Below are 21,491 nucleotides of genomic sequence, written 5' to 3' on the forward strand. Positions count from 1 at the left end.
GCGCTTTTGGCGTTACCTATAGGTGAATTTATGTCGACGACGGCTGCCGCGACTCCGGCCAGTTATCGGGTACCACTACTGGCGACTGCGGCGATTGTATTAGGAGCGCTAACGATTGGCGTCATATTTGGCGCTAATACCGGTTTGCTAATGATTGTAGGCGGTCTGCTGGGCATGGTGTTGTATCACGCTGCCTTTGGGTTTACCTCTGCCTGGCGCGTGTTTATTACCGAGCGCCGCGGCCGCGGGCTGCGTGCGCAAATGGTGATGCTGGCCATTGCCGTGGTGCTGTTTTTCCCAGCGCTGGGTGCCGGTACATTGTTTGGTACGCCGGTGAGTGGTTTTGTCTCCCCTATCGGCATTTCCGTGCTGGTGGGCGCGTTTCTTTTCGGGATTGGTATGCAGTTGGGCAGCGGGTGCGCTTCAGGCACGCTGTTTACGGCGGGTGGCGGTAATGCCCGTATGTTGATTACGCTTGTCTTCTTTATCATCGGTTCGGTAATTGGCTCGGCGCATTTTGCGTGGTGGCAGCGTTTGCCAGCGTTTGAGCCGATATCGTTGATTGATATTGCAGGTACGACGGGCGGTATCGCCATCAGCCTGGTACTGTTTGTGGCGATTGCGGTGTTTACCCTCGTGATGGAAAAGCGTCGTCATGGTCAACTTGAACAGGTACCCATGGTTGAGAAACCCGCTACTCTGCGTTGGTTAAGCGGGCCTTGGCCGTTATTGGCGGGTGCCGTGGCCTTGGCGCTGCTGAATTTCGCAACGCTTGCGCTAGCTGGTCGCCCGTGGGGCATTACGTCGGCCTTCGCGCTTTGGGGAGCCAAGGTATATGAATTGTTCGGCGGTAGCGTAACGGGTTGGGGATATTGGCAGGCGCCAGGTAATGCGGCAGCGCTTGACGCTAGCGTGTGGAGTGATATGACGACGGTCATGAACGTCGGTATTATGTTGGGCGCTTTAATGGCTGCACATTTGGCCGGTCGGTTTGCGCCTAATTTTAGAATCCCTCTGCGCTCGGTGGTGGCTGCGGTAATTGGTGGCTTAATGCTGGGTTATGGCGCGCGCCTGGCGTTTGGTTGCAACATCGGTGCTTACTTCAGTGGTATCGCGTCGGGTAGCTTGCACGGTTGGGTGTGGCTGGTGGCTGCCTTTGCGGGCAATATTGTCGGTGTGAAGCTGCGTCCGCTGTTCTTTACCGGTGAAGCAGGGCGCCAGCCAGCGGCAAAAACCTGCTAATTATAACGTATTGATTTTCAGCTGCCCCGGCAAATGTCGGGGCATTTTTTTGGCTAGAGAAGTATGACTGTGCCACCTTTGTCGTAGTGACATGGTACATTATGTCGATAAACCGTAAACGCTTGAAATTGCTGCGATGCAGCGGTAATGGAAAAGAAGAGAGCCCCTATGACGACGAGTAAGCGCCCCTTATATATTCCTTACGCCGGTCCTTCCTTACTTGAAATGCCGCTATTGAACAAAGGCAGCGCGTTTACTCAAGAGGAGCGTTTGGCGTTTAACTTGATTGGTTTGCTGCCGCAAAATGTTGAAACCATTGATGATCAGCTAGAGCGCGCTTATCGGCAGTACCAGCAGTGCAATAGCGATCTTGAGCGCCATATTTATTTGCGCGCCATTCAAGACGACAACGAAACGCTCTACTTCCGCTTGGTATCTGAGCATCTTGAAGAGATGCTGCCGATCATCTATACGCCAACCGTTGGCCAGGCATGTCAGGAATTTTCCAATATTTATCGCAATCACCGGGGCTTGTTTATCGGCTACCAGGACCGCGATCATCTGGATGATATTCTGCGCAGCGCCACCAAGGATAACGTTAAAGTTATCGTAGTCACTGACGGCGAACGTATTTTAGGGCTGGGTGACCAGGGGATCGGTGGTATGGGGATTCCCATTGGTAAGCTGGCGCTTTATACCGCCTGTGGCGGTATTAGTCCGGCCCATACGCTACCCATCGTGATTGATGTGGGCACTAATAATCAGGCGCTGCTGGATGACCCCATGTACATGGGCTGGCGCCATAAACGCGTGGGCCAGGAAGAGTACAACGCCTTTATGGCAGCGTTCATCTCAGCGCTGAAGCGCCGCTGGCCGAATGTTTTGCTGCAGTTTGAAGATTTTGCCCAAGCCAACGCCGTACCGCTGCTTGAGCGCTATCGCAACGAGTTGTGCTGCTTTAACGATGATGTTCAGGGCACGGCATCCGTTGTCGTGGGAACGCTCATGGCAGCCTGTCAGGCGCGTGAAGAAAGCATTGCCCAGCAACGCGTGGTGTTTGTTGGCGGTGGTTCAGCCGGTTGTGGTATCGCCGAGCAGGTCGTGGTGGCCATGGAGGCCGAAGGTCTCTCCGAACATGAAGCGCGTGCGCGTATTTTTGTTGTCGACCGCGAAGGCTTGATGACGACGGATCAAGAGTGGCAGCGCGATTTTCAGCGTCGTTTGGCCCACGATCCTGCGCTGGTCGCGGATTGGAATGGCCAAGGGTTGGAAGAAACCATTGCCCAGATGAAACCGACTATTCTGGTCGGTGTTTGCGGTCAGCGTGGGATATTCACCGAGCAGGTGGTTAAAACCATGCATGCAGGCTGTGAGCACCCGGTGATTATGCCGCTCTCTAATCCAACGTCTCAGGCAGAAGCTGTTCCTGAGGATGTGATCCGCTGGACCGACGGCCAAGCACTGGTCGCCACCGGTAGTCCGTTTGCTCCTGTGGTGTATAACGGGCGCACATACCCCATTGCCCAGTGCAACAACGCGTATATCTTCCCGGGCATCGGGTTGGGCGTCATTGCTTCGAATGCAAATCGGGTGACCGATGAGATGTTGATGAGCGCGTCTCGTGCGCTGGCGCGTGAAGCACCCATCGTTAAAGAGGGTAAAGGTGCGCTGTTACCGCCGCTTTCGCGTATTCGTGAAATCAGCCAGTCGATTGCCTTTGAAGTAGCCGCCACTGCTCAGCATAACGGCGTTGCGCTAACGACCAGTGGCACCAAACTGCGCGAAGACATCGAGAAAGCAAGCTGGTCACCTGAGTATCGTACCTATCGCCGCCGCGCCGTTTAAACGAGCGCTCATAAAAAACCCCCACCGAGGTGGGGGCATACAAGCATTGGTAGGTATTACTTATGCGGCGCCGATCATTTTGCGCAGCACGTAGTGAAGGATACCACCATGACGGTAGTAAGCCAGCTCATTGACCGTATCAATTCGACACTTGGCATCAACGGTATGCTCTTTTTCACCGGTTTTAATCACTACCTGCACCGTTTTGCCGGGGCTTAAATCACTTAGTCCCGCAATGGATATCTCTTCATCGCCGGTTAATCCCAGCGTTTCGCGGGTTTCACCTTCCGGGAACTGCAGCGGCACCACGCCCATGCCGATCAGGTTGGAGCGGTGAATACGCTCAAAGGATTCCGCGAGAACCGCGCGAACGCCTAGCAAGCGCGTACCTTTGGCTGCCCAGTCACGCGAAGAGCCGGTGCCATACTCTTTACCAGCAATAACGACCAGCGGTGTGCCAGCCTCTTGGTATTTCATGGCGGCATCGTAAATCGCCATTTGCTCGCCACTGGGAACATAGCGCGTTTCGCCGCCGACCACGCCGTCCAGCATCTCGTTTTTGATACGTACGTTGGCAAAGGTGCCGCGCATCATGACCTCATGATTCCCCCGGCGCGAGCCGTAGGAGTTAAAGTCGACCGGCTTAACGCCATGTTCTTGCAGGTAACGGCCTGCGGGGCTATCCGGTTTGATCGCGCCTGCGGGTGAAATATGGTCAGTGGTCACCGAGTCGCCCAGCATGGCCAGAACGCGGGCATTGCTGACGTCCTCGATCGCATCTGGTTCGCGTCCCATGCCTTCAAAGAAGGGTGGGTGCTGGATGTAAGTAGATTCGGGCCATTGGTAGACCTGACTTTCAGGAACATCAATTGCCTGCCAGGTTTCATCGCCTTTAAATACCTCACCGTACTCTTTACGGAACATATCAGTATTTACTTTCTCGACGGCCTCGGCAATTTCGGCTTGAGAGGGCCAAATATCCTTTAGATAAACCGGGTTGCCGTCACTGTCCTGGCCGAGTGGCTCCTGGGTTAAATCACGCTGTACATTGCCCGCCAGCGCATAAGCGACGACCAAGGGGGGAGAGGCAAGCCAGTTGGTTTTGACCAGCGGATGAACACGGCCTTCAAAGTTACGGTTGCCTGAAAGGACCGATGCGACGGTTAAATCTCCCTGGTTTACCGCTTTCTCAATCGCTTCAGGCAGTGGGCCTGAGTTGCCGATGCATGTCGTGCAGCCATAACCCACCAGGTTAAAGCCCAGCGCATTCAAATCCTCGTTCAAGTTGGCCGCGGCCAGGTAGTCGGTGACGACCTTGGAGCCAGGCGCCAGCGAGGTTTTAACCCAAGGCTTAGTGGTTAGGCCTTTTTCACGCGCTTTGCGCGCCAGTAGGCCTGCAGCCATCATCACGCTGGGGTTGGACGTATTGGTGCATGAGGTGATGGCAGCAATGACCACCGCGCCCGGGTCCAGGCTGAAATCCTGGTCGTCAATGGTGACTTTCTGGCTGGAGGCGTGCTTGAAGTCCCCCTCAAGGCTGCGCTCAATGCCCACGGCTGTCTGGCCGCCTTCTGAGTCGAATTTGCCTTTTTCCGCGTTGGGCTGTGCCTTGGCATCCTCCTGCATGACTTTATTAAAGGCGGCGGCCATGTCTTTTAAGGCAACGCGATCCTGCGGGCGTTTAGGGCCAGCGAGACTGGCTTCCACTTCGGTCATATCAAGGTGCAGGGCATCGGTGAACACTGGCTCATCGCCTGGCTCACGCCATAAGCCCTGCATTTTGCTATAGGCTTCTACTAGCGCAATCTGGTCATCTTCGCGCCCGGTTAAGCGCATATAGTTTAGCGTTTCGTCATCGACCGGGAAGAAGCCGCAGGTAGCGCCGTATTCCGGGGCCATATTGGCAATGGTGGCGCGGTCAGCAAGCGGCAGGTCTTTTAGGCCATCGCCGTAGAATTCGACAAACTTACCCACAACCCCTTTTTTGCGCAGCATCTCCGTCACGGTGAGTACCAGGTCGGTGGCGGTAATGCCTTCTCGCAGTTTGCCGGTCAGTTTGAAGCCGATAACTTCTGGGATCAGCATGGAGACTGGCTGGCCGAGCATGGCCGCTTCCGCCTCAATACCACCCACGCCCCAGCCTAGCACGCCCAGGCCGTTGATCATGGTGGTGTGGGAGTCGGTGCCCACGAGGGTATCCGGGTAGGCAAATGTGATGCCGTCCTCTTCCTTGGTCCACACGCTTCGGCCCAGGTACTCAAGGTTTACCTGATGGCAAATGCCGGTGCCGGGCGGCACCACGCTGAAGTTATTAAAGGCCTGTTGGCCCCAGCGCAGAAACTCATAACGCTCACGGTTGCGCTGCATTTCAATTTCGACGTTCTCTTCAAACGCTGTCGCGTTACCAAACTTGTCGACCATGACCGAGTGGTCAATCACCAGGTCAACCGGGGAAAGAGGATTGATGCGGGCCGGGTCTTCACCCAGTTTTTCTACCGCTGCGCGCATGGAGGCCAAATCGACCACACCGGGTACGCCGGTGAAATCCTGCATTAATACGCGCGCCGGGCGATAACCGATTTCACGACTGGATTTGCCCTCTTTCTGCCAATCGACAAGGGCTTGCATATCGTCTTTTTCAACGCTTTCATCGTCGGCAAAGCGCAGTTGGTTTTCGAGTAAAATTTTGAGCGACTTGGGGAGTCGGTCAATGTTGCCAAGCGCATCGGCCGCCTTGGGAAGGCTGTAGTAGCGGTACTGTTTGCTACCTACTTCCAACGTTTGAAGCGTATCGGGTGTATTGCTCATGCCTTTCTCCTCTCATTGCGTTGCACGGTATGTCACGCCGCGAAACGGTCACAGTCTTCCTTTTTAGTATGGCTTACATAGTAGTAGGACATGGGTGTTTATAAAGGTTGATTCAAGGTGTCTTCGCCTAATAGTCAATACTTAACCTTGCAATAGCTTGTACTTGGCACCATTTCAGGCAAACTCTTTGCGACTTTATCAGCTAGACATTTACAAGGTGGTGTCATGGAAACGCGTCATGAACGTTTGATTATTCTTGGGTCCGGCCCGGCAGGTTATACAGCGGCCGTGTATGCAGCACGGGCTAACTTAAAGCCTTTGCTGATCACCGGAATGCAAGCGGGTGGCCAGTTAACCACCACGACAGACGTTGATAATTGGCCAGGCGATGCCCAAGGGGTACAAGGCCCTGAGCTGATGGAGCGGATGAAAGCGCACGCCGAGCGCTTTAATACCGAGGTGCTGTTCGATCATATCAATGAAGTTAGCCTTGATGAAAAACCGTTCACCCTCAAGGGCGACAGCGGTATTTACACCTGTGACGCGCTGATTGTGGCCACGGGCGCCAGTGCTCGCTATATCGGGCTACCGTCTGAGCAGCAGTTTATGGGCCAAGGTGTTTCAGCATGTGCCACCTGCGACGGGTTCTTCTACCGTAACCAGGAAGTCATTGTGGTGGGCGGCGGCAATACGGCCGTGGAAGAGGCGCTGTATCTCTCTAATATTGCGTCGAAAGTTACTCTGGTACACCGCCGCGACTCCCTTCGCGCGGAAAAGATCCTGCAAGACAAGCTGTTTGAAAAAGTCGAAGCAGGCACTATTGCGCTGGAGTGGTTCCAGGAAATTGATGAAGTACTGGGCGACAACACTGGCGTTACCGGCGTACGGTTGAAATCAACACGGGATGGCACGGTAAAAGAAATCCAGGCGCCAGGCCTCTTTATTGCCATCGGCCATCACCCCAACACCGGGATGTTTGAAGGCCAACTGGTCATGAACGGCGGCTATATCAAGGTGAATTCAGGGCTTGAAGGAAATGCTACCGCCACCAGCGTGCCGGGTGTGTTCGCGTGTGGCGATGTGATGGATCACATCTATCGTCAGGCCATTACTTCGGCGGGCAGTGGCTGCATGGCCGCGCTGGATGCCGAGCGTTATCTGGACGGTATCGCCTAATCAAGTTGTTCAAGAGGGGAAAGCCGCCTGCTGCTAACAGCTGGCAGGCGGCTCTGCAATACGAGCCCGGCCAAGCGTACTGAGTACCAGGCTCGCTCCCGCAGTGCTGCTGTGTGTGCTGGGGCAGATGGAGAACGTACTGTTAAACCCCGTGGCATGCCCGAGCGGGGTATATTTGATCCGCGCATGACCGTTCTTGCTAACGTTAACGCCGTTGGTGGATGGAAACACCCGGATTATCTCGTCTTTATGGATGCCACGGGTCTTGTCGGCGCTAACCACCATCAGTTCATTCCCCCAATCACGGGCACAAGCGCTGCGGTCAGCCGTCGCGGGGCACAAGGTAATATCGCGGTGCTGAGTAATGGCGGTACTGCGGGCTAACGTGAGTGCGGTTTGTAGTCGGTTCACTTCGCTGGTAACCGCAGTACGCTCACTCAGTGATTGAAGGCCGGGTATGCCCCAAGCCGCCAATATGCCTGCCAGAATCAGCACAATCAGCAGCTCAATGAGCGTAAACCCTTGAAGGTAGGTTGGATATTCGCTGTGCTTGTGCGTCATGCAGTCTTCCCTGTGACTTGACCTGCTCGGCCTCCTCGCTATGCTCACTGTCCGTATCCGGCCTGGGCCGGTCATCAAGTAAGCCAGAGTAGGCAATGCCTGTGAGCGATTTTCTAATTATTGGCGGCGGTGTGATCGGCATGCTGACCGCGTTGCAGTTAGCGGATGCCGGTCAACACGTCACTCTTGTTGAGCGCGGCATGTGTGGCAAAGAGGCCTCCTGGGCGGGTGGTGGCATTGTATCACCGCTCTATCCGTGGCGTTACGCACCGCCCATTTCGCAACTTTCTCGCTGGTCGGAAGGAGTTTACCCAACGCTTGCGCTACGTTTGCTGGAAGAAACCGGCATTGACCCTGAGTATCGTCAAAAGGGGTTGCTCTATTTAAATGTCGATGATGACGATAAAGCACTGCAGTGGGCGCGTCAGCTAGGCAAACCGCTGGTGCAGGTTAACGCTGATTTCGTGCAACAAAAAGAACCCGATGTTGCCATTGCCCATGAAAACGCCTTGTGGATGCCAACCCTTGGCAGTGTGCGAAACCCACGGCTTGGCCAGGCGCTGCGCGCTAAATTACTCGCCATGCCCAATGTAACGCTACGGGAGCAGTGCGAGGTGCATGGCGTGATACGCCGTGGCGGCCAGGTGGTGGGTGTTAACACCTCGCAAGGCGTGGTGGAGGCGGGGCGGTTGGTCGTGTGCGGTGGTGCCTGGAGTGCAGGGCTTTTGGCTACGCTTGACGTGGCGTTACCCGTACGCCCAGTGAAAGGCCAGATGATCGCCTACCAGGCGCCTGCCGGGCTTGTGCAGCGGGTCGTCTTGAAAGATGGTCGCTATGTAATTCCGCGCAGCGACGGTCTGCTGCTTGTCGGCTCCACCCTGGAAGACACCGGGTTTGATAAAGCTACCGATGAGGAGGCGCTGGCCTCATTAAAGCAGAGCGCTGAGCGTATTGTTCCCGCGTTGGCGGACTGCCCGGTTGCTTATCACTGGGCAGGCCTGCGCCCCGGCTCACCCGATGGCATCCCGTTTATTGGCGCACTTCCAGAGCTGCCCAACGTCTACGTAAACGCCGGGCATTACCGCAATGGGCTCGTGCTGGCGCCTGCTTCCACCCACTTGCTGGTGGACCAGCTGCTTGATCGGATGCCGTTGATTGATCCTACGCCCTACTTGCCGACGCAAGCACGGTTAAAGGGTTAAGCGCCGTCGTTTTTATCCTGTTGTTCTTGAAGATAACGGTCGCGATGGGCGCTGCAGCAGAACCACTGTTCGTGGTCGCGCAGTGCCTCGCTTTCCGGTACATGGACCTCACACCAGCGGCAGCGCACCATTTGGCCGCCTTCGTGACGGTTCAAGGCATTGCGCTTTGCGTCGCGGTCGAGTTTGTGCTGCCGATACATGCCGTAAAGCTTTAGGCCTGCGTAAAACAGCACAGCGAAAATTATCAAGCGAATAATCAAAAGGTTCATCCTTGCCAGTCCTCCTGAACGGAGCCGAAAACGATCAATGCGCATGCGGGCTTTGCCAGCAGGCAGTCCTTGCGGGACAATGCATTGACGCAGGTAATAATGTTCCAAGGATTCTCAAGAGATTTTAACGCCCATGCAAGATTTAACGCTGGTAATGGCCCAACTCGATCCGCTTGTCGGGGATATTCCCGGTAATGCGGCGCGCGCTATTGAAGCCGTGCGCGAAGCGCGCATTGAGCATGGGGCAGATATTGTTATCTTCCCTGAGCTGTTTTTGTCCGGTTACCCACCGGAAGATTTATTGCTGCGCCCCTCTATGGAAGCACGGTTGCGCGAAGCGCGGGCCAAAATGGCAGAAAAGGTCGCCCGCGATGTGCTGGTGATTATTGGTTATCCGGGGACCCGTGAAGGCAAGTGCTATAACATGGCGGGCGTGCTGTATAACGGCCAGTGGGAGGCCGAATACGCCAAGCAAGCGCTACCCAATTACCAGGTTTTCGATGAGCAGCGCTACTTTACCCCAGGCACAGAGCCGTTGGTGTATGAGCATAAGGGGGCCAAGCTCGGGCTTTTAATTTGTGAGGACCTGTGGGAAGGCGCGCCTGCACGGGCTGCCACCGCCGCCGGGGCGGAAGTGCTGATTAGCCTGAACGCCTCCCCTTATCATCAGGATAAACCAGACGAGCGGCTCCGCTTGCTGGAGCTGCGCGCGCAAGATGTAAGCCGCCCGATTGTGTATGTGAATACCATTGGTGGCCAGGATGAGTTGGTGTTCGACGGCGGTTCCAGTTGTGTGGATGCACAGGGCCAGCTAAAAGTGCTTGCTCCGTATTGGCAGGCAGGCTTAATGCCGGTGCAACTGCTGCAAACCAGCGCCTCTACCTGGGAGCCGCAGTCAGGTGAAATTGAGCCGGATGCCGAGCCAGAAGAGAGCCTGTACTGCGCGCTGGTAACGGGGCTGCGTGATTACGTCAATAAAAGTGGCTTTGAAGGCGTGGTGCTGGGTCTTTCCGGTGGAATCGACTCGGCGCTGTCCTTGGCGATTGCGGTAGACGCACTGGGCCCGCAGCGCGTTCAGGCAGTGATGATGCCGTACCACTACACTGCGGATATCTCCCGGCAGGATGCTGCCCTTCAGGCAGAAATGCTTGGCGTGCATTACGACGTTTTGCCTATCGAGTCCATGGTCGATGCCTTTATGGCGACGCTTTCGGAAAGCTTTACGGGCACTGAACGTGATACCACCGAAGAGAACCTTCAGTCGCGCTGTCGGGGCGTACTGCTGATGGCACTTTCCAATAAGAAAGGCCTGATGGTACTGACCACCGGCAACAAAAGTGAAATGGCGGTGGGCTATGCCACGCTGTATGGCGACATGGTGGGCGGCTATAACGCCATCAAGGATGTCTATAAAACCTGGGTATACCGCCTGGCCCGCTGGCGTAATACGCAGTCTCCTGCTATTCCTGAGCGCGTCATTGAGCGTCCGCCCAGCGCAGAGCTTGCGCCTGACCAGCAGGATAGCGATTCACTACCGGATTACGATGTGTTGGACGCTATCCTCATGTGCTATATCGAAGGTGACATGAGTGCTGAAGCGATCATTGCAGCGGGTTATGATCATGAAGATGTCTATCAAGTGGTCAAGCTGGTAGACCGTTGTGAGTATAAACGTCGCCAGGCCCCGGTGGGCGTGCGCGTCACATCGCGCGGCTTTGGACGTGATCGCCGTTACCCGATTGTTAACGGTTGGCAGCCGGGCGATTAACAGGTATTAGCGTAACGCCAACTAAAAAACCACGCCGAGGCGTGGTTTTTTGGAAGGGTAAACCGTACTGTCATCAGCCCATTGCGTTCATTTTAGTGCTTGGGTACAAAGCGGTCGCCTTGAAGTTGCTCGTGGTCGGGAGCATTTTCACGCAGTACGATGATGACTTCTTGAGCGCGATCGTTCATGCCCAAACCCTGATAACCCTCGATCATAACGGCCAGTGCGTCGCGGGTGGCACTGGATTCGGGGTAGTTTTCGATCACCCAACGCCCACGCTCGACAGCGGCCAGGTAAGCCCCACGGCGCAGGTAATAGTCGGCAACATGCAGTTCATGCTGGGCCAGCAAGTCGCGCAAATAAATAATGCGCTGCTGCGCATCCGGGGCGTATTCACTTTGCGGGTAGCGCTGGATCAGTTCACGGAAGTCGTTATACGCATCACGCGAGGCGCCTATGTCGCGCTTGGAAATATCAATTAAGCGAAGGCGCTCAAGGCTGAAACGACCCGCCTGCCAAGCAGAAAGTCCGCGCAGGTAGTAGGCATAATCAACCTGCGGGTGGTCGGGGTGCAGGCGAATAAACCGACTGGCGGCGGCGCGTGCTTCTTCCCAGTCACCGTTTTCATAGTAGGCGTACACCAGCTCTAATTGCGCCTGTTCAGCATGGGGGCCGAAAGGATAGCGTGTATCCAACGCTTCCAGCCGCTCAATCGCAATGGGGTAGCGGTTGCTATCCAGCGCGGTGCGAGCAAGTTCGTAGAGCTCACGCTCTTGCACTCCGGAAAACTCATCTTCTTCTTCCGGAGTCGTGTCATTACTGGCGCAGCCTGCCAATAAGGCAAGACTTAAAGCAAGGGCACCAAAGCGGTTGGCAGCAGAAAAAACGCGCATCATCATCCTCGTTGCAAACAAGCCTCAATCACCGAAAAGCGACGATGGCCATAAGTAGAAATGGTAGAATAGGTCGCAGTAACCCCACTATAAATCACCTCGACGCAAAACGCAGGCTTAGTGGCGTTTTGTCGAGTGTTGTCAAAGGAAATAACGTCATGCCCCGGATAGTTGAAGCCATGCAGCGCGTGCCCGCAACACTTGCAGGTGCACGGTTGGATCAAGCAGCGGCGGAGTTATTCAGCGATTACTCACGCGAGCGCCTGAAAGCATGGATCAACGCGGGTGAGCTAACCATCGATGGCGCCCAGGCCAAGCCGAAAGCGAAGCTGCACGGTGATGAAATGCTAGTGTTAAAGGCCACCATTGAAGAAGATCTGCGTTTTGAAGCGCAGGACATACCGCTGAGTATTGTCTATGAAGATGATGCCGTAATGGTGATCAACAAACCTACCAATATGGTGGTGCATCCTGCGGCGGGCAATCGTGATGGCACTTTGCTCAACGCGCTGCTTTATCATCGCCCGGCACTTGCTGAAGTGCCTCGCGCGGGGATTGTTCACCGCTTGGATAAAGATACCACTGGCTTAATGATGGTGGCTAAAACCATTCAAGCGCAAACGGCCCTGGTTGAGCAACTGCAGGCACGCAGCGTATCACGCCAGTATGATGCGGTGGTGATCGGTAAGCCCGTGACAGGCAGCACCATTGATGCGCCTATTGGCCGTCATCCTAAAGACCGTAAACGCCAGGCTGTCACCAACGCTGGTAAACCTGCCGTGACCCACTTTCGCGTTGTGGAGCGTTTTCGCGCGCATACGCATGTTCGCTGTAAGCTGGAAACCGGGCGCACGCATCAGATTCGCGTGCATATGTCCCATGCCCGTTACCCATTGATTGGCGACCCGCTCTATAGCGGGCGTGCCAAGCTGCCACCTGGTGCTGCCGGACCGCTTAAGGAGATCCTGCGTGAGTTCCCGCGCCAGGCGCTGCATGCCCGCGAGCTAAGCTTTGTGCACCCGATGAGTGGTGAAACGCTGACTTTTTACGCCGATCTGCCCGATGATCTACTAATGTTGTTGGACTACCTGCGCGAAGACAGTGAGACCATGCAATGAGTGATGCCATTGATTTACGGCCAACGCTACTAATACCGGATTGGCCTGCGCCTGACAATGTGCAGGCCTTTGTGAGCACCCGGGAAACGGGCCCTAGCCAAGAAGAATTTGCCGCGTTCAATCCCGCCTCTCACGTCGGTGATAACCCTGAGCATGTGGCGCTTTGCCGCCGCTTGATGCAAAAAGAGATCGGCGATGAGCGCCCGCTGCTATGGTTAAATCAAACGCATGGCGCGCGCGTTCAGCAGGGTTACCAGGCCGACGTGCCTGAGGCAGATGCTGCCGTCGCCACCTCCAATGAATACGCCTGTGTCGTGCTGACCGCAGATTGCCTGCCGGTGATGTTTTGTAATCAAGCCGGAACGCGGGTGGCCGTTGCTCACGCCGGCTGGCGGGGGCTGGCCGGAGGCGTTTTAGAGGCGACGGTGGCCGCCATGAATAGCGAGCCCGAGGATATTCTCGTATGGCTAGGCCCGGCTATTTCCAATGCTCAGTTTGAAGTTGGGCCGGAAGTGTATGGCGCCTTTGTTGCCGTACACCCAGAAACTGCGGAAGCGTTTGACCATAGTCCCTATCGAATGGGGCACTATATGGCTGATTTGTACCGGCTGGCGCGGTTTCGCTTGGAAGCGCTTGGTGTTGAACATATTAGCGGTGGGCACTTCTGTACTGCCTGCGAATCACGTTTTTACTCTTATCGGCGTGATGGCGGTACGACGGGGCGCATGGCCAGTGTGATCTGGATCAAAAAATAACCAGGTTGGCATTAACTCCTCTTGAAAACGGCGGAACTAGCACCATTTAACTTGCAAAGCTAATATTTGTTAGGAAAGTGAACAGCAGGTTTTTCCGAAACGCCGTGCGTTCGGGCGCAGGGCTAATCCAAGAGGCTCACTATGCGTTTTGATAAGTTTACTGCCAAGCTTCAGGCCGCTATTGCTGAAGCGCAATCCTTGGCCGTTGGCCGCGGCCATAACCAGTTAGACCCTTCTCATCTTCTTCTTGCGCTACTGGATACCAAGGATACGGGTATTAAAGCCCTGATCGAAAAATCCGGAGGCTCAAGCTCGCGTCTGCGTGATGGGTTAGTGCAGCAGCTTGATAACTTACCTAAAGTAAGCCAGTTCGATGGCGAAGTGCAGCCATCACGGGATTTCGTTAAATTATTCAACCTGACCGACCGTGAAGCACAAGCGCGTGGCGACCAGTTCATTGCCAGCGAACTCGTGCTGCTGGCGGCGCTGGAAATGAATGGCCCGCTTGCCAAGCTAATGAAAGAGGCGGGCGTTAACCGGAAGTCCCTTGAGGCGGCGATTAATAGCCTGCGCGGAGGGGCAAGCGTTGATGATCCTAACGCTGAAGATCAGCGGGAATCGCTCAACAAGTACACCCTTGACCTTACTCAGCGCGCGCTGGATGGCAAGCTTGACCCGGTAATTGGCCGTGATGATGAAATCCGTCGCACCATTCAGGTATTGCAGCGCCGTACCAAAAATAACCCTGTTTTGATTGGCGAGCCTGGCGTCGGTAAAACGGCGATTGTTGAAGGGTTGGCGCAGCGTATCGTTAATGGTGAAGTGCCGGAAGGCTTAAAAGACAAACGCGTACTGTCGCTGGATATGGGCTCGCTGCTAGCAGGTGCCAAATTCCGTGGTGAGTTTGAAGAGCGCTTAAAGTCGGTTCTCAAAGAGCTTGCCCAGGAAGAGGGGCGGGTCATTCTGTTTATCGATGAGTTGCACACCATGGTCGGCGCCGGTAAGGCGGAAGGCGCGATGGACGCGGGCAATATGCTCAAACCTGCGCTTGCACGGGGTGAGCTGCACTGCGTGGGCGCGACCACGCTGGATGAGTATCGCAAATATATTGAAAAGGACGCGGCACTTGAGCGTCGGTTCCAGAAAGTGTTGGTCGATGAGCCGACGGAAGAAGATACCGTGGCCATTCTGCGCGGCTTAAAAGAGCGTTATGAAGTGCACCACGGCGTGGATATTACCGACTCGGCAATTATTGCCGCGGCGAAGCTGTCCACTCGCTATATCACTGATCGGCAGTTGCCCGATAAAGCGATAGATCTGATTGATGAAGCGGCTTCGCGGATTCGTATGGAGCTTGATTCCAAGCCCGAAGCAATGGACCGCCTGGACCGGCGTTTAATCCAGCTCAAGATGGAGCGGGAAGCGCTCAAAAAAGAGACCGACGAGGCGACTAAAAAACGCCTTGAAGCGCTTAACAACCAGATTCATGAGTTTGAGCGCGAGTATGCCGACCTGGATGAAGTCTGGAAGGCAGAAAAAGCCAGTATCCAAGGCTCGGCTCAGTTCAAGGCAGAATTGGAGCAGGCGCGCCTTGACCTGGAACAGGCACGACGGCAGGGCGATTTAGGACGCATGTCGGAAATTCAGTACGGGCAAATCCCTGAGCTGGAAAAGAAAATTGCCGAAAGCGGTGAAAGTGAAGCCGATATTACCAAGCACCAACTGCTGCGCTCCAACGTGACGGAAGAGGAAATAGCAGAGGTGGTATCGCGCTGGACTGGCATTCCGGTGTCCAAAATGCTGGAAGGCGAGCGCGATAAATTGCTGCGGATGGAAGATGCTCTGCATGAGCGGGTCATTGGCCAGGATGAGGCAGTTGAAGCTGTTGCCAACGCCGTGCGGCGCTCACGTGCGGGGTTGTCCGACCCTAACCGGCCGAACGGTTCGTTCCTGTTCCTTGGGCCTACCGGGGTGGGTAAAACCGAGCTTTGCAAGTCATTGGCCAACTTCCTGTTCGACACAGAAGAGGCCATGGTGCGTATCGATATGTCGGAATTCATGGAGAAGCACTCTGTGGCGCGGTTGATTGGTGCGCCTCCCGGCTATGTAGGTTACGAAGAGGGCGGCTATTTAACCGAGGCGGTGCGCCGTAAACCTTACTCCGTGCTGTTGCTGGATGAGGTGGAAAAGGCCCACCCGGATGTTTTCAATATTCTGCTGCAGGTATTGGAAGATGGCCGGTTAACGGATGGCCAAGGCCGCACGGTGGACTTTCGCAATACCGTGATCGTGATGACCTCTAACATGGGCTCAGACATTATTCAGCGCATGGGCGGTGACGTCAGCGCTGACAAAGAAAGCGCCTATGAGGACATGAAAAACAAGGTCATGGAGGTGGTGGGCAATCACTTCCGCCCTGAGTTGATCAACCGGATTGATGAAGTGGTCGTCTTCCATGCCTTGGGTCAGGAGCAAATTCAGGCAATTGCAGGCATTCAACTGGAGCGCTTGAGAGCCCGCTTGGCTGAGCACGATTTAGGCCTTGAGGTGAGCGATGACGCTATGGCGCAGCTGGCGGTTGTTGGGTTTGACCCTGTCTATGGCGCGCGGCCACTCAAGCGCGCTATTCAGAGCCGGATCGAGAATCCGCTGGCGCAAGACTTGCTGGCAGGCAAGTTTTCACCCGGCGATGTTATTCGGGTGAGTGCCTCGGACGGTAAGCTTGCGTTTAATAGCTAACCGCTCACTGATAATCAGACGTTCCTGGTTATAACCATATGCCCCGCTCGGCCTTGCCGGCGGGGCTTTTTTTGTCTCAAATCGCTTCTTTGCACATTCATCGGGCATTGATGGTTGACATGCCAAGAGGCTAATGGAATCTTATCTGTTCCTGATTTGCGGGCGCGGACCTACGGGTAACCCCTTTTCACCGCGCGAAGGGTAGGCGTAAGCCTTTACCCGCCGAAGGACTTCCGGGTTTGAGCTAACCGCTTAGCCTGGCCAACGCCCCGACACGGCAATCAGCCGTGAAAGAGAGCCACTGATATATGTTGTCATGGATCAGTGCCTCTCAGAGAGTGCAGGCCCTAACCGGGCCGTATGCCAGGGTTTGGCATCAGGTGCCGGCATGGGCCGGCAGCGGCATACCGCCGCACTCGACACCGCAGGATGTCCTGCGGATCGCACTCGAGACCTCCAGGGGAGAAATACAGTGGAACTGCTTTCCGGCGCAGATATGATCGCCCGCTTCTTGAAAGATGAGGGCGTTGAGTACATTTATGGTTATCCCGGCGGCGCGGCGCTGCATATTTATGATGCGCTGTTCCGCCAGGACGATGTGAAGCACATTCTTGTGCGTCACGAACAAGCGGCCACGCATGCCGCCGACGGTTACGCTCGCGCCTCGGGTAAGCCAGGTGTGGTGCTGGTCACATCAGGGCCTGGTGCAACCAATGCCGTCACCGGTATTGCGACCGCCTATATGGATTCCATTCCGATGGTGGTGCTGTGCGGCCAAGTGGCCAGCCATCTGATTGGCGAAGACGCCTTCCAGGAAACCGATATCGTGGGTGTCACCCGGCCTATCGTGAAGCACAGCTTTTCGATTCGTCATCCGTCTGAAATTCCGGAAGTGCTTAAAAAAGCCTTTTATCTGGCTTCTACCGGGCGCCCCGGCCCTGTGGTGGTCGATATTCCCAAGGATATGACCGCGCCGACCGAGCGCTACGAGTACATCTACCCGAAAAAGGTCAAGCTGCGCTCGTATAACCCGGTGACACGTGGCCATACAGGGCAGATTAAAAAAGCCATCGAGCTAATGCTTAAAGCCAAGCGCCCGGTGTTTTATACCGGTGGTGGTGTGGTGACCGGTAAAGCCAGTGAAGGCTTAACCGATCTGGTCAAAAAGCTGGGTTTCCCCATTACCACCACGCTGATGGGCATTGGCGCATACCCGCAAAGCGATCGTCAAAGCCTTGGCTGGCTGGGCATGCACGGCTCTTATGAGTCCAACATGGCCATGCACCACGCTGATTTGATTATCGCTATTGGCGCACGCTTTGATGACCGGGTTACCAACAACACGTCGAAGTTCTGCCCCACGGCGAAAATTATTCACGTTGATGTTGATCCTAGCTCTATCTCTAAAACCGTGCGTGCTGATGTGCCTATCGTAGGGCCTGCCGCTAGCGTTATTAATGAGATGATTAGCCTGGTTCAGGGCCATCCCATTGCGCATCCTGAAGCACTTGCTGAGTGGTGGGAAAAGATCGATGGCTGGCGTGCCGAGCGTAAAGGCAAGCTTTACGAACCGTCCAAGCCAGGTGAAGCGTTAAAGTCGCAGGAAGTTGTTGAAGCGCTGTGCCGGATAACGCGCGGTGAAGCATTTGTTACGACCGACGTAGGTCAGCACCAGATGTTTGCGGCTCAGTACTACAAGTTTGATAAGCCCAACCGGCTGATTACCTCAGGCGGTCTTGGCACCATGGGCTTTGGCTTCCCGGCCGCCATGGGGATCAAGCAGAACTACCCGGACGACGACGTCGTGTGTGTTACCGGGGAAGGCAGCTTCCAGATGATGATGCAGGAACTCTCCACCTGTAAGCAGTACGGCGTAGGGGTCAAAATTCTCAATCTGAACAATGCCTCGCTAGGCATGGTGCGTCAGTGGCAGGACCTGAACTACAAGTCACGTCATGCGCACTCTTATATGGAATCACTGCCTGATTTCCATCTGTTGATTGAGGCTTATGGATTTACCGCGATTACCGTCACTACTCAGGATGAGCTTGAACCGGCGCTTGAGCGTGCATTTGCCGACAAGCACGAACTGGTGTTCCTTGACGTGAAGGTGGATCCTTTCGAGCACGTCTACCCGATGCAGGTGCCGTTAGGCTCCATGCGCGACATGCTGCTGTCTAAAACGGAGCGTACCTGATGCGACATATCATCTCGATTCTGTTGGAAAACGAACCGGGTGCGCTGTCACGTGTGGTCGGCCTGTTTTCCCAGCGTAACTTCAACATTGAAACGCTTAACGTAGCGCCTACGGAAGATGCGTCGCTTTCGCGGTTGACGGTGACCACGGTTGGCGATGATCGTGTCATTGAGCAAATCACCAAGCACCTCAACAAGCTGATTGATGTGGTGAAGCTGGTTGACTTGACTGAAGGCAACCACATCGAGCGTGAACTGATGATGGTGAAGGTAAAGGCATTGGGGGCTGCCCGCGATGAAGTGAAGCGTACCGTGGATATTTTTCGGGCGCAGATCGTCGATGTCACACCTAATCTATATACCGTGCAGATTACCGGTGATGCCGCCAAGTTGGACGCTTTTCTGCAGGCCATGGCACCAGTAGGAATTCTTGAAGTGGCGCGTACCGGCGTTTCTGGTATTGCGCGTGGTGACAAGGTGCTATCGATTTAATTACCTGATCACTGCACGTTTAGCCAAGCCGTATTGCTCGACTCAAAAGCACCGTCTCGCCGAGGCGGTGCTTTTTATAATCGATTAGCGTTCGCTAATCGCAGACCAAAGCGCCTCAATAAGCGGATTTTTTAAACGCCGATTTAGAACGCAAAGGCCCACGTCATAGTGGGGCAGCTCAGGTTTTACGTTTAACATGCGGACGCGGTTGGCAAGCGGGCTGTTATCCAACACGATTTTGGGAACCACGCCTACGCCAAAGCCCAGCCCCACCATACTAACAATCGCTTCGTGCCCGGCCACCTGGGCGTAGATTCGAGGCGTGATACCCATTGCTTTAAACCAGGTGTTGGCGTACTCCCGCGATAAGCCTGCTTCAGAAAGTATCATGGGCACTTGCTGCCACTGCGCTGCCGTGGAGCTTTCAGGGAAGCTGGGTAGCCAATCGCACGGTTTATTAGGCGCAATAAACACCAGCGGTGAACGTGTTAATGACTTAAACGCCAGCGCATTAGGGGGAATGCGGGGGCGCGGCGTAATCGCCATATCATCGTCACCCTCCATTACTCTTTTCATTGCATTCGCCGGATCACCGGTATGCAGCTTTAACTCAATACCGGGATGACGTGTTCGTACATCGCTTAATAGCTCATACAGAAAGCTGTAACTGGCAGTTACTGAGCAGTAGATGCTGATCTCACCGCTCAGCATGGTCGCTTCATTGGCCAGGCGACGCTTGGTCATTTCCCACTGTTCTAACGTTTCGCGTGCGTAGTGCTGAAAACTGAGCCCTTGGGGAGTCAGTGCGACATGGCGGTTGTCACGCTCGAACAGCCGAGTGGCCAACTCTTCCTCCAACTGCTGAATAGAGCGGCTAAGCGTCGAGGGGCTTATGTGGCTCAACTCGCTGGCGCGGCCAAAATGGAGCGTGTCAGAAAGCGTGACAAAGTGCTTCAGTAAGCGAAAATCCATGCCAGTACCGTCATTTCAATATGTGAAATAGTTTGTTGCAAATACAGCGTTTTACGCAAAGATGCGTGTGTCGTAAAGTTGCTTGACGCTTTACCAGCGCTGCACTAGACGGCGCGGTGGCCATCAGCGCTGACACGCTACTATAACAACGTAATGACTAATAATGGGTTTCTGAAACCTCGCTTACGGTTGTCACGATAAAAATGGTGACCTTTTCCTGGTTTAAGACCAAAAGTCACTGCAGATGAAATTGCCAGATAAGCCCTAAATTGCATGATGCTCTGGATCACGGTCAGTTGGTCGGCAAATCCAGGGCTAGTGTTTTCAAGCAGTAGGTGCTTATTAACTTGGTGACGGGGTGCGCTTTGGCGCATCCCGTTTGTTTTATAGGGCTAGCCGTGATGCATTTTTGTCTACGTGCGGTAATTGACTGGCTGACCAAAGCTCACCGTGTAGAATGAAAGTGTTCACTATTTGTGGCTTTTTATTAAACGGATGACACCTATGATTCAGGACGCTCGCGATCAAGAGCAGGCCAGTACACCCCAGCCCGAAAACCACGACCAGGCTCAAAAGGTCGACAATGAGGATTTAGCTGCCGCCTTTCTACGTGACACAGAGATCGTCGAAGATGCGGTAGAGGATGGCAAGAAAGTTCGCCGCAAGGGAATCTATTTACTGCCCAACCTGTTTACTACGTCCGCTCTGTTTTCAGGCTTCTTTGCCGTTGTCGCCGGTATTAACGGTGATTTTACGTCGGCTGCAGTCGCTATTTTCATTGCTATGGTGCTGGATGGGCTGGATGGCCGCGTTGCGCGTATGACCAATACGCAAAGCGAATTTGGGGCTGAGTACGATAGCCTGGCCGATATGATTTCCTTTGGTATGGCGCCTGCGCTTGTCGCGTTCACCTGGATTTTACAGGATATCGGGAAGACCGGCTGGGTGGTCGCGTTTCTCTATGTCGCCTGCGCGGCACTTCGCTTGGCACGCTTTAATGTACAAAACGGAAGTGTTGATAAGAAGTGGTTTATTGGCCTTCCTAGTCCATCAGCGGCAGCACTAGTGGCTGCGTGTGTTTGGACCTTCCACAGCTTTGATGCGGATGCGTTTGGCTTCAAGCTGCTGATGTTGGTCGTTGTGGCGGCCGCCGGCATTCTGATGGTCAGCAATATCCGCTATTACAGCTTTAAAGATCTCGACTTTAGAAAGCCCGTACCCTTTGTAGTGTTGCTGGCCGTTGTGTTGGGGTTTGTCATGATTTCGGTCGAACCGTCCGTAATGCTGCTCTTGCTGTTTGGTGCCTATGTGCTCTCAGGCCCGGCGTATGCGCTTATGCGCAAGGCAAAACCTAAAAGCTGAGCTTTTAACTGAACTTTTTGAAACTATCTTCAAAAAGGCCTTGCCAAACCGGCAGCGAATCCGTAAAGTACGCATCCGCTGCCGGGGACGCCA

The 21,491-nt window shown here is 54.7% G+C and carries 16 protein-coding genes; 11 read left to right on the top strand and 5 right to left on the bottom strand.

The annotated features are described in order from the left end of the window. The first annotated feature begins 30 nt into the window (after positions 1-30). Both ACT3T6_RS14540 and ACT3T6_RS14545 read left to right on the top strand, forming a co-directional pair. Positions 31-1,242 carry a YeeE/YedE family protein gene (locus ACT3T6_RS14540; RefSeq protein ID WP_193054717.1) on the top strand — a complete coding sequence of 404 codons (1,212 nt, stop codon included), beginning with the start codon at positions 31-33 and terminating at the stop codon, positions 1,240-1,242. Between the two features lie 168 nt (positions 1,243-1,410). Further along, complete coding sequence (locus tag ACT3T6_RS14545) at positions 1,411-3,087, top strand: NAD-dependent malic enzyme (protein ID WP_193054716.1); 1,677 nt, start codon at positions 1,411-1,413, stop codon at positions 3,085-3,087. Between the two features lie 60 nt (positions 3,088-3,147). On the opposite strand, the gene acnA is transcribed toward ACT3T6_RS14545, so the two are convergent. Next, positions 3,148-5,895, bottom strand: coding sequence for an aconitate hydratase AcnA (gene acnA, locus ACT3T6_RS14550; RefSeq protein WP_193054715.1), 2,748 nt, complete (start codon positions 5,893-5,895; stop codon positions 3,148-3,150). Positions 5,896-6,120: 225 nt separating this feature from the next. Here acnA and trxB point away from each other — a divergent pair, with 225 nt between their 5' ends. Continuing rightward, positions 6,121-7,071 carry a thioredoxin-disulfide reductase gene (gene trxB, locus ACT3T6_RS14555; protein WP_087107294.1) on the top strand — a complete coding sequence of 317 codons (951 nt, stop codon included), beginning with the start codon at positions 6,121-6,123 and terminating at the stop codon, positions 7,069-7,071. Between the two features lie 33 nt (positions 7,072-7,104). Here the strand turns inward: trxB and ACT3T6_RS14560 are convergent, their stop codons facing one another. Further along, a complete protein-coding gene (locus ACT3T6_RS14560; protein WP_193054714.1) occupies positions 7,105-7,632 on the bottom strand; it encodes a GspH/FimT family pseudopilin in 528 nt (175 codons plus the stop codon). A 101-nt stretch (positions 7,633-7,733) separates the two neighbouring features. Here ACT3T6_RS14560 and thiO point away from each other — a divergent pair, with 101 nt between their 5' ends. Continuing rightward, positions 7,734-8,834 carry a glycine oxidase ThiO gene (gene thiO, locus ACT3T6_RS14565; protein WP_193054713.1) on the top strand — a complete coding sequence of 367 codons (1,101 nt, stop codon included), beginning with the start codon at positions 7,734-7,736 and terminating at the stop codon, positions 8,832-8,834. On the opposite strand, the gene ACT3T6_RS14570 is transcribed toward thiO, so the two are convergent. Continuing rightward, positions 8,831-9,103 carry a PP0621 family protein gene (locus tag ACT3T6_RS14570; protein WP_193054712.1) on the bottom strand — a complete coding sequence of 91 codons (273 nt, stop codon included), beginning with the start codon at positions 9,101-9,103 and terminating at the stop codon, positions 8,831-8,833. The two genes, thiO and ACT3T6_RS14570, sit on opposite strands and share 4 nt — an antisense overlap. A 133-nt stretch (positions 9,104-9,236) precedes the next feature. Between ACT3T6_RS14570 and ACT3T6_RS14575 the strand changes: the two genes are divergently transcribed. Beyond that, positions 9,237-10,871, top strand: a complete 1,635-nt coding sequence (locus ACT3T6_RS14575) for an NAD+ synthase (RefSeq protein WP_193054711.1) — start codon at positions 9,237-9,239, stop codon at positions 10,869-10,871. 92 nt (positions 10,872-10,963) lie between these two features. Here ACT3T6_RS14575 and ACT3T6_RS14580 read toward each other — a convergent pair whose 3' ends face one another. Continuing rightward, positions 10,964-11,764: an outer membrane protein assembly factor BamD gene (locus ACT3T6_RS14580; protein WP_193054710.1), complete on the bottom strand. Its 801-nt coding sequence runs from the start codon at positions 11,762-11,764 to the stop codon at positions 10,964-10,966. Positions 11,765-11,922: 158 nt separating this feature from the next. Here ACT3T6_RS14580 and rluD point away from each other — a divergent pair, with 158 nt between their 5' ends. From rluD to ilvN, 5 genes are all read left to right on the top strand, one after another. Continuing rightward, positions 11,923-12,882 (top strand): 23S rRNA pseudouridine(1911/1915/1917) synthase RluD, encoded by a 960-nt coding sequence (gene rluD / locus ACT3T6_RS14585; RefSeq protein WP_193054709.1) that lies wholly within the window; start codon positions 11,923-11,925, stop codon positions 12,880-12,882. Then, positions 12,879-13,637, top strand: a complete 759-nt coding sequence (gene pgeF / locus ACT3T6_RS14590) for a peptidoglycan editing factor PgeF (RefSeq protein WP_193054708.1) — start codon at positions 12,879-12,881, stop codon at positions 13,635-13,637. Before rluD ends, pgeF begins: the two co-directional genes overlap by 4 nt. 141 nt (positions 13,638-13,778) lie before the next feature. Further along, positions 13,779-16,376: an ATP-dependent chaperone ClpB gene (clpB, locus tag ACT3T6_RS14595; RefSeq protein ID WP_193054707.1), complete on the top strand. Its 2,598-nt coding sequence runs from the start codon at positions 13,779-13,781 to the stop codon at positions 16,374-16,376. A 472-nt stretch (positions 16,377-16,848) separates the two neighbouring features. Further along, entirely contained in the window at positions 16,849-18,573 is a 1,725-nt protein-coding gene (locus ACT3T6_RS14600; RefSeq protein WP_172118948.1) for an acetolactate synthase 3 large subunit, read from the top strand. Further along, positions 18,573-19,064, top strand: a complete 492-nt coding sequence (gene ilvN, locus ACT3T6_RS14605; protein WP_172118949.1) for an acetolactate synthase small subunit — start codon at positions 18,573-18,575, stop codon at positions 19,062-19,064. Before ACT3T6_RS14600 ends, ilvN begins: the two co-directional genes overlap by 1 nt. Positions 19,065-19,148: 84 nt before the next feature. Here the strand turns inward: ilvN and ilvY are convergent, their stop codons facing one another. Continuing rightward, the gene (gene ilvY, locus ACT3T6_RS14610) at positions 19,149-20,036 is read right to left on the bottom strand and encodes an HTH-type transcriptional activator IlvY (protein ID WP_193054706.1); all 888 of its coding nucleotides are present in this window, start codon (positions 20,034-20,036) and stop codon (positions 19,149-19,151) included. A gap of 504 nt (positions 20,037-20,540) precedes the next feature. On the opposite strand from ilvY, the gene pssA reads away from it, so the two are divergent. Next, on the top strand, positions 20,541-21,398 hold the full coding sequence (gene pssA, locus ACT3T6_RS14615) for a CDP-diacylglycerol--serine O-phosphatidyltransferase (protein WP_193054705.1): 858 nt from the start codon (positions 20,541-20,543) through the stop codon (positions 21,396-21,398). Positions 21,399-21,491 lie beyond the last annotated feature (93 nt).

The sequence above is a fragment of the Halomonas sp. 72 genome, assembly GCF_052379785.1.
GTDB lineage: Bacteria > Pseudomonadota > Gammaproteobacteria > Pseudomonadales > Halomonadaceae > Vreelandella > Vreelandella citrativorans.

Excerpts from the sequence above, each read along its gene's own strand:
- ACT3T6_RS14580 (WP_193054710.1), bottom strand. The coding sequence starts at position 11,764 with ATGCGCGTTTTTTCTGCTGCCAACCGCTTTGGTGCCCTTGCTTTAAGT.
- ACT3T6_RS14540 (WP_193054717.1), top strand. The coding sequence starts at position 31 with ATGTCGACGACGGCTGCCGCGACTCCGGCCAGTTATCGGGTACCACTA.
- ACT3T6_RS14560 (WP_193054714.1), bottom strand. The coding sequence starts at position 7,632 with ATGACGCACAAGCACAGCGAATATCCAACCTACCTTCAAGGGTTTACG.
- ACT3T6_RS14570 (WP_193054712.1), bottom strand. The coding sequence starts at position 9,103 with ATGAACCTTTTGATTATTCGCTTGATAATTTTCGCTGTGCTGTTTTAC.
- ilvN (WP_172118949.1), top strand. The coding sequence starts at position 18,573 with ATGCGACATATCATCTCGATTCTGTTGGAAAACGAACCGGGTGCGCTG.
- ACT3T6_RS14545 (WP_193054716.1), top strand. The coding sequence starts at position 1,411 with ATGACGACGAGTAAGCGCCCCTTATATATTCCTTACGCCGGTCCTTCC.
- ilvY (WP_193054706.1), bottom strand. The coding sequence starts at position 20,036 with ATGGATTTTCGCTTACTGAAGCACTTTGTCACGCTTTCTGACACGCTC.
- clpB (WP_193054707.1), top strand. The coding sequence starts at position 13,779 with ATGCGTTTTGATAAGTTTACTGCCAAGCTTCAGGCCGCTATTGCTGAA.
- rluD (WP_193054709.1), top strand. The coding sequence starts at position 11,923 with ATGCCCCGGATAGTTGAAGCCATGCAGCGCGTGCCCGCAACACTTGCA.
- trxB (WP_087107294.1), top strand. The coding sequence starts at position 6,121 with ATGGAAACGCGTCATGAACGTTTGATTATTCTTGGGTCCGGCCCGGCA.
- ACT3T6_RS14575 (WP_193054711.1), top strand. The coding sequence starts at position 9,237 with ATGCAAGATTTAACGCTGGTAATGGCCCAACTCGATCCGCTTGTCGGG.
- pgeF (WP_193054708.1), top strand. The coding sequence starts at position 12,879 with ATGAGTGATGCCATTGATTTACGGCCAACGCTACTAATACCGGATTGG.
- acnA (WP_193054715.1), bottom strand. The coding sequence starts at position 5,895 with ATGAGCAATACACCCGATACGCTTCAAACGTTGGAAGTAGGTAGCAAA.
- pssA (WP_193054705.1), top strand. The coding sequence starts at position 20,541 with ATGATTCAGGACGCTCGCGATCAAGAGCAGGCCAGTACACCCCAGCCC.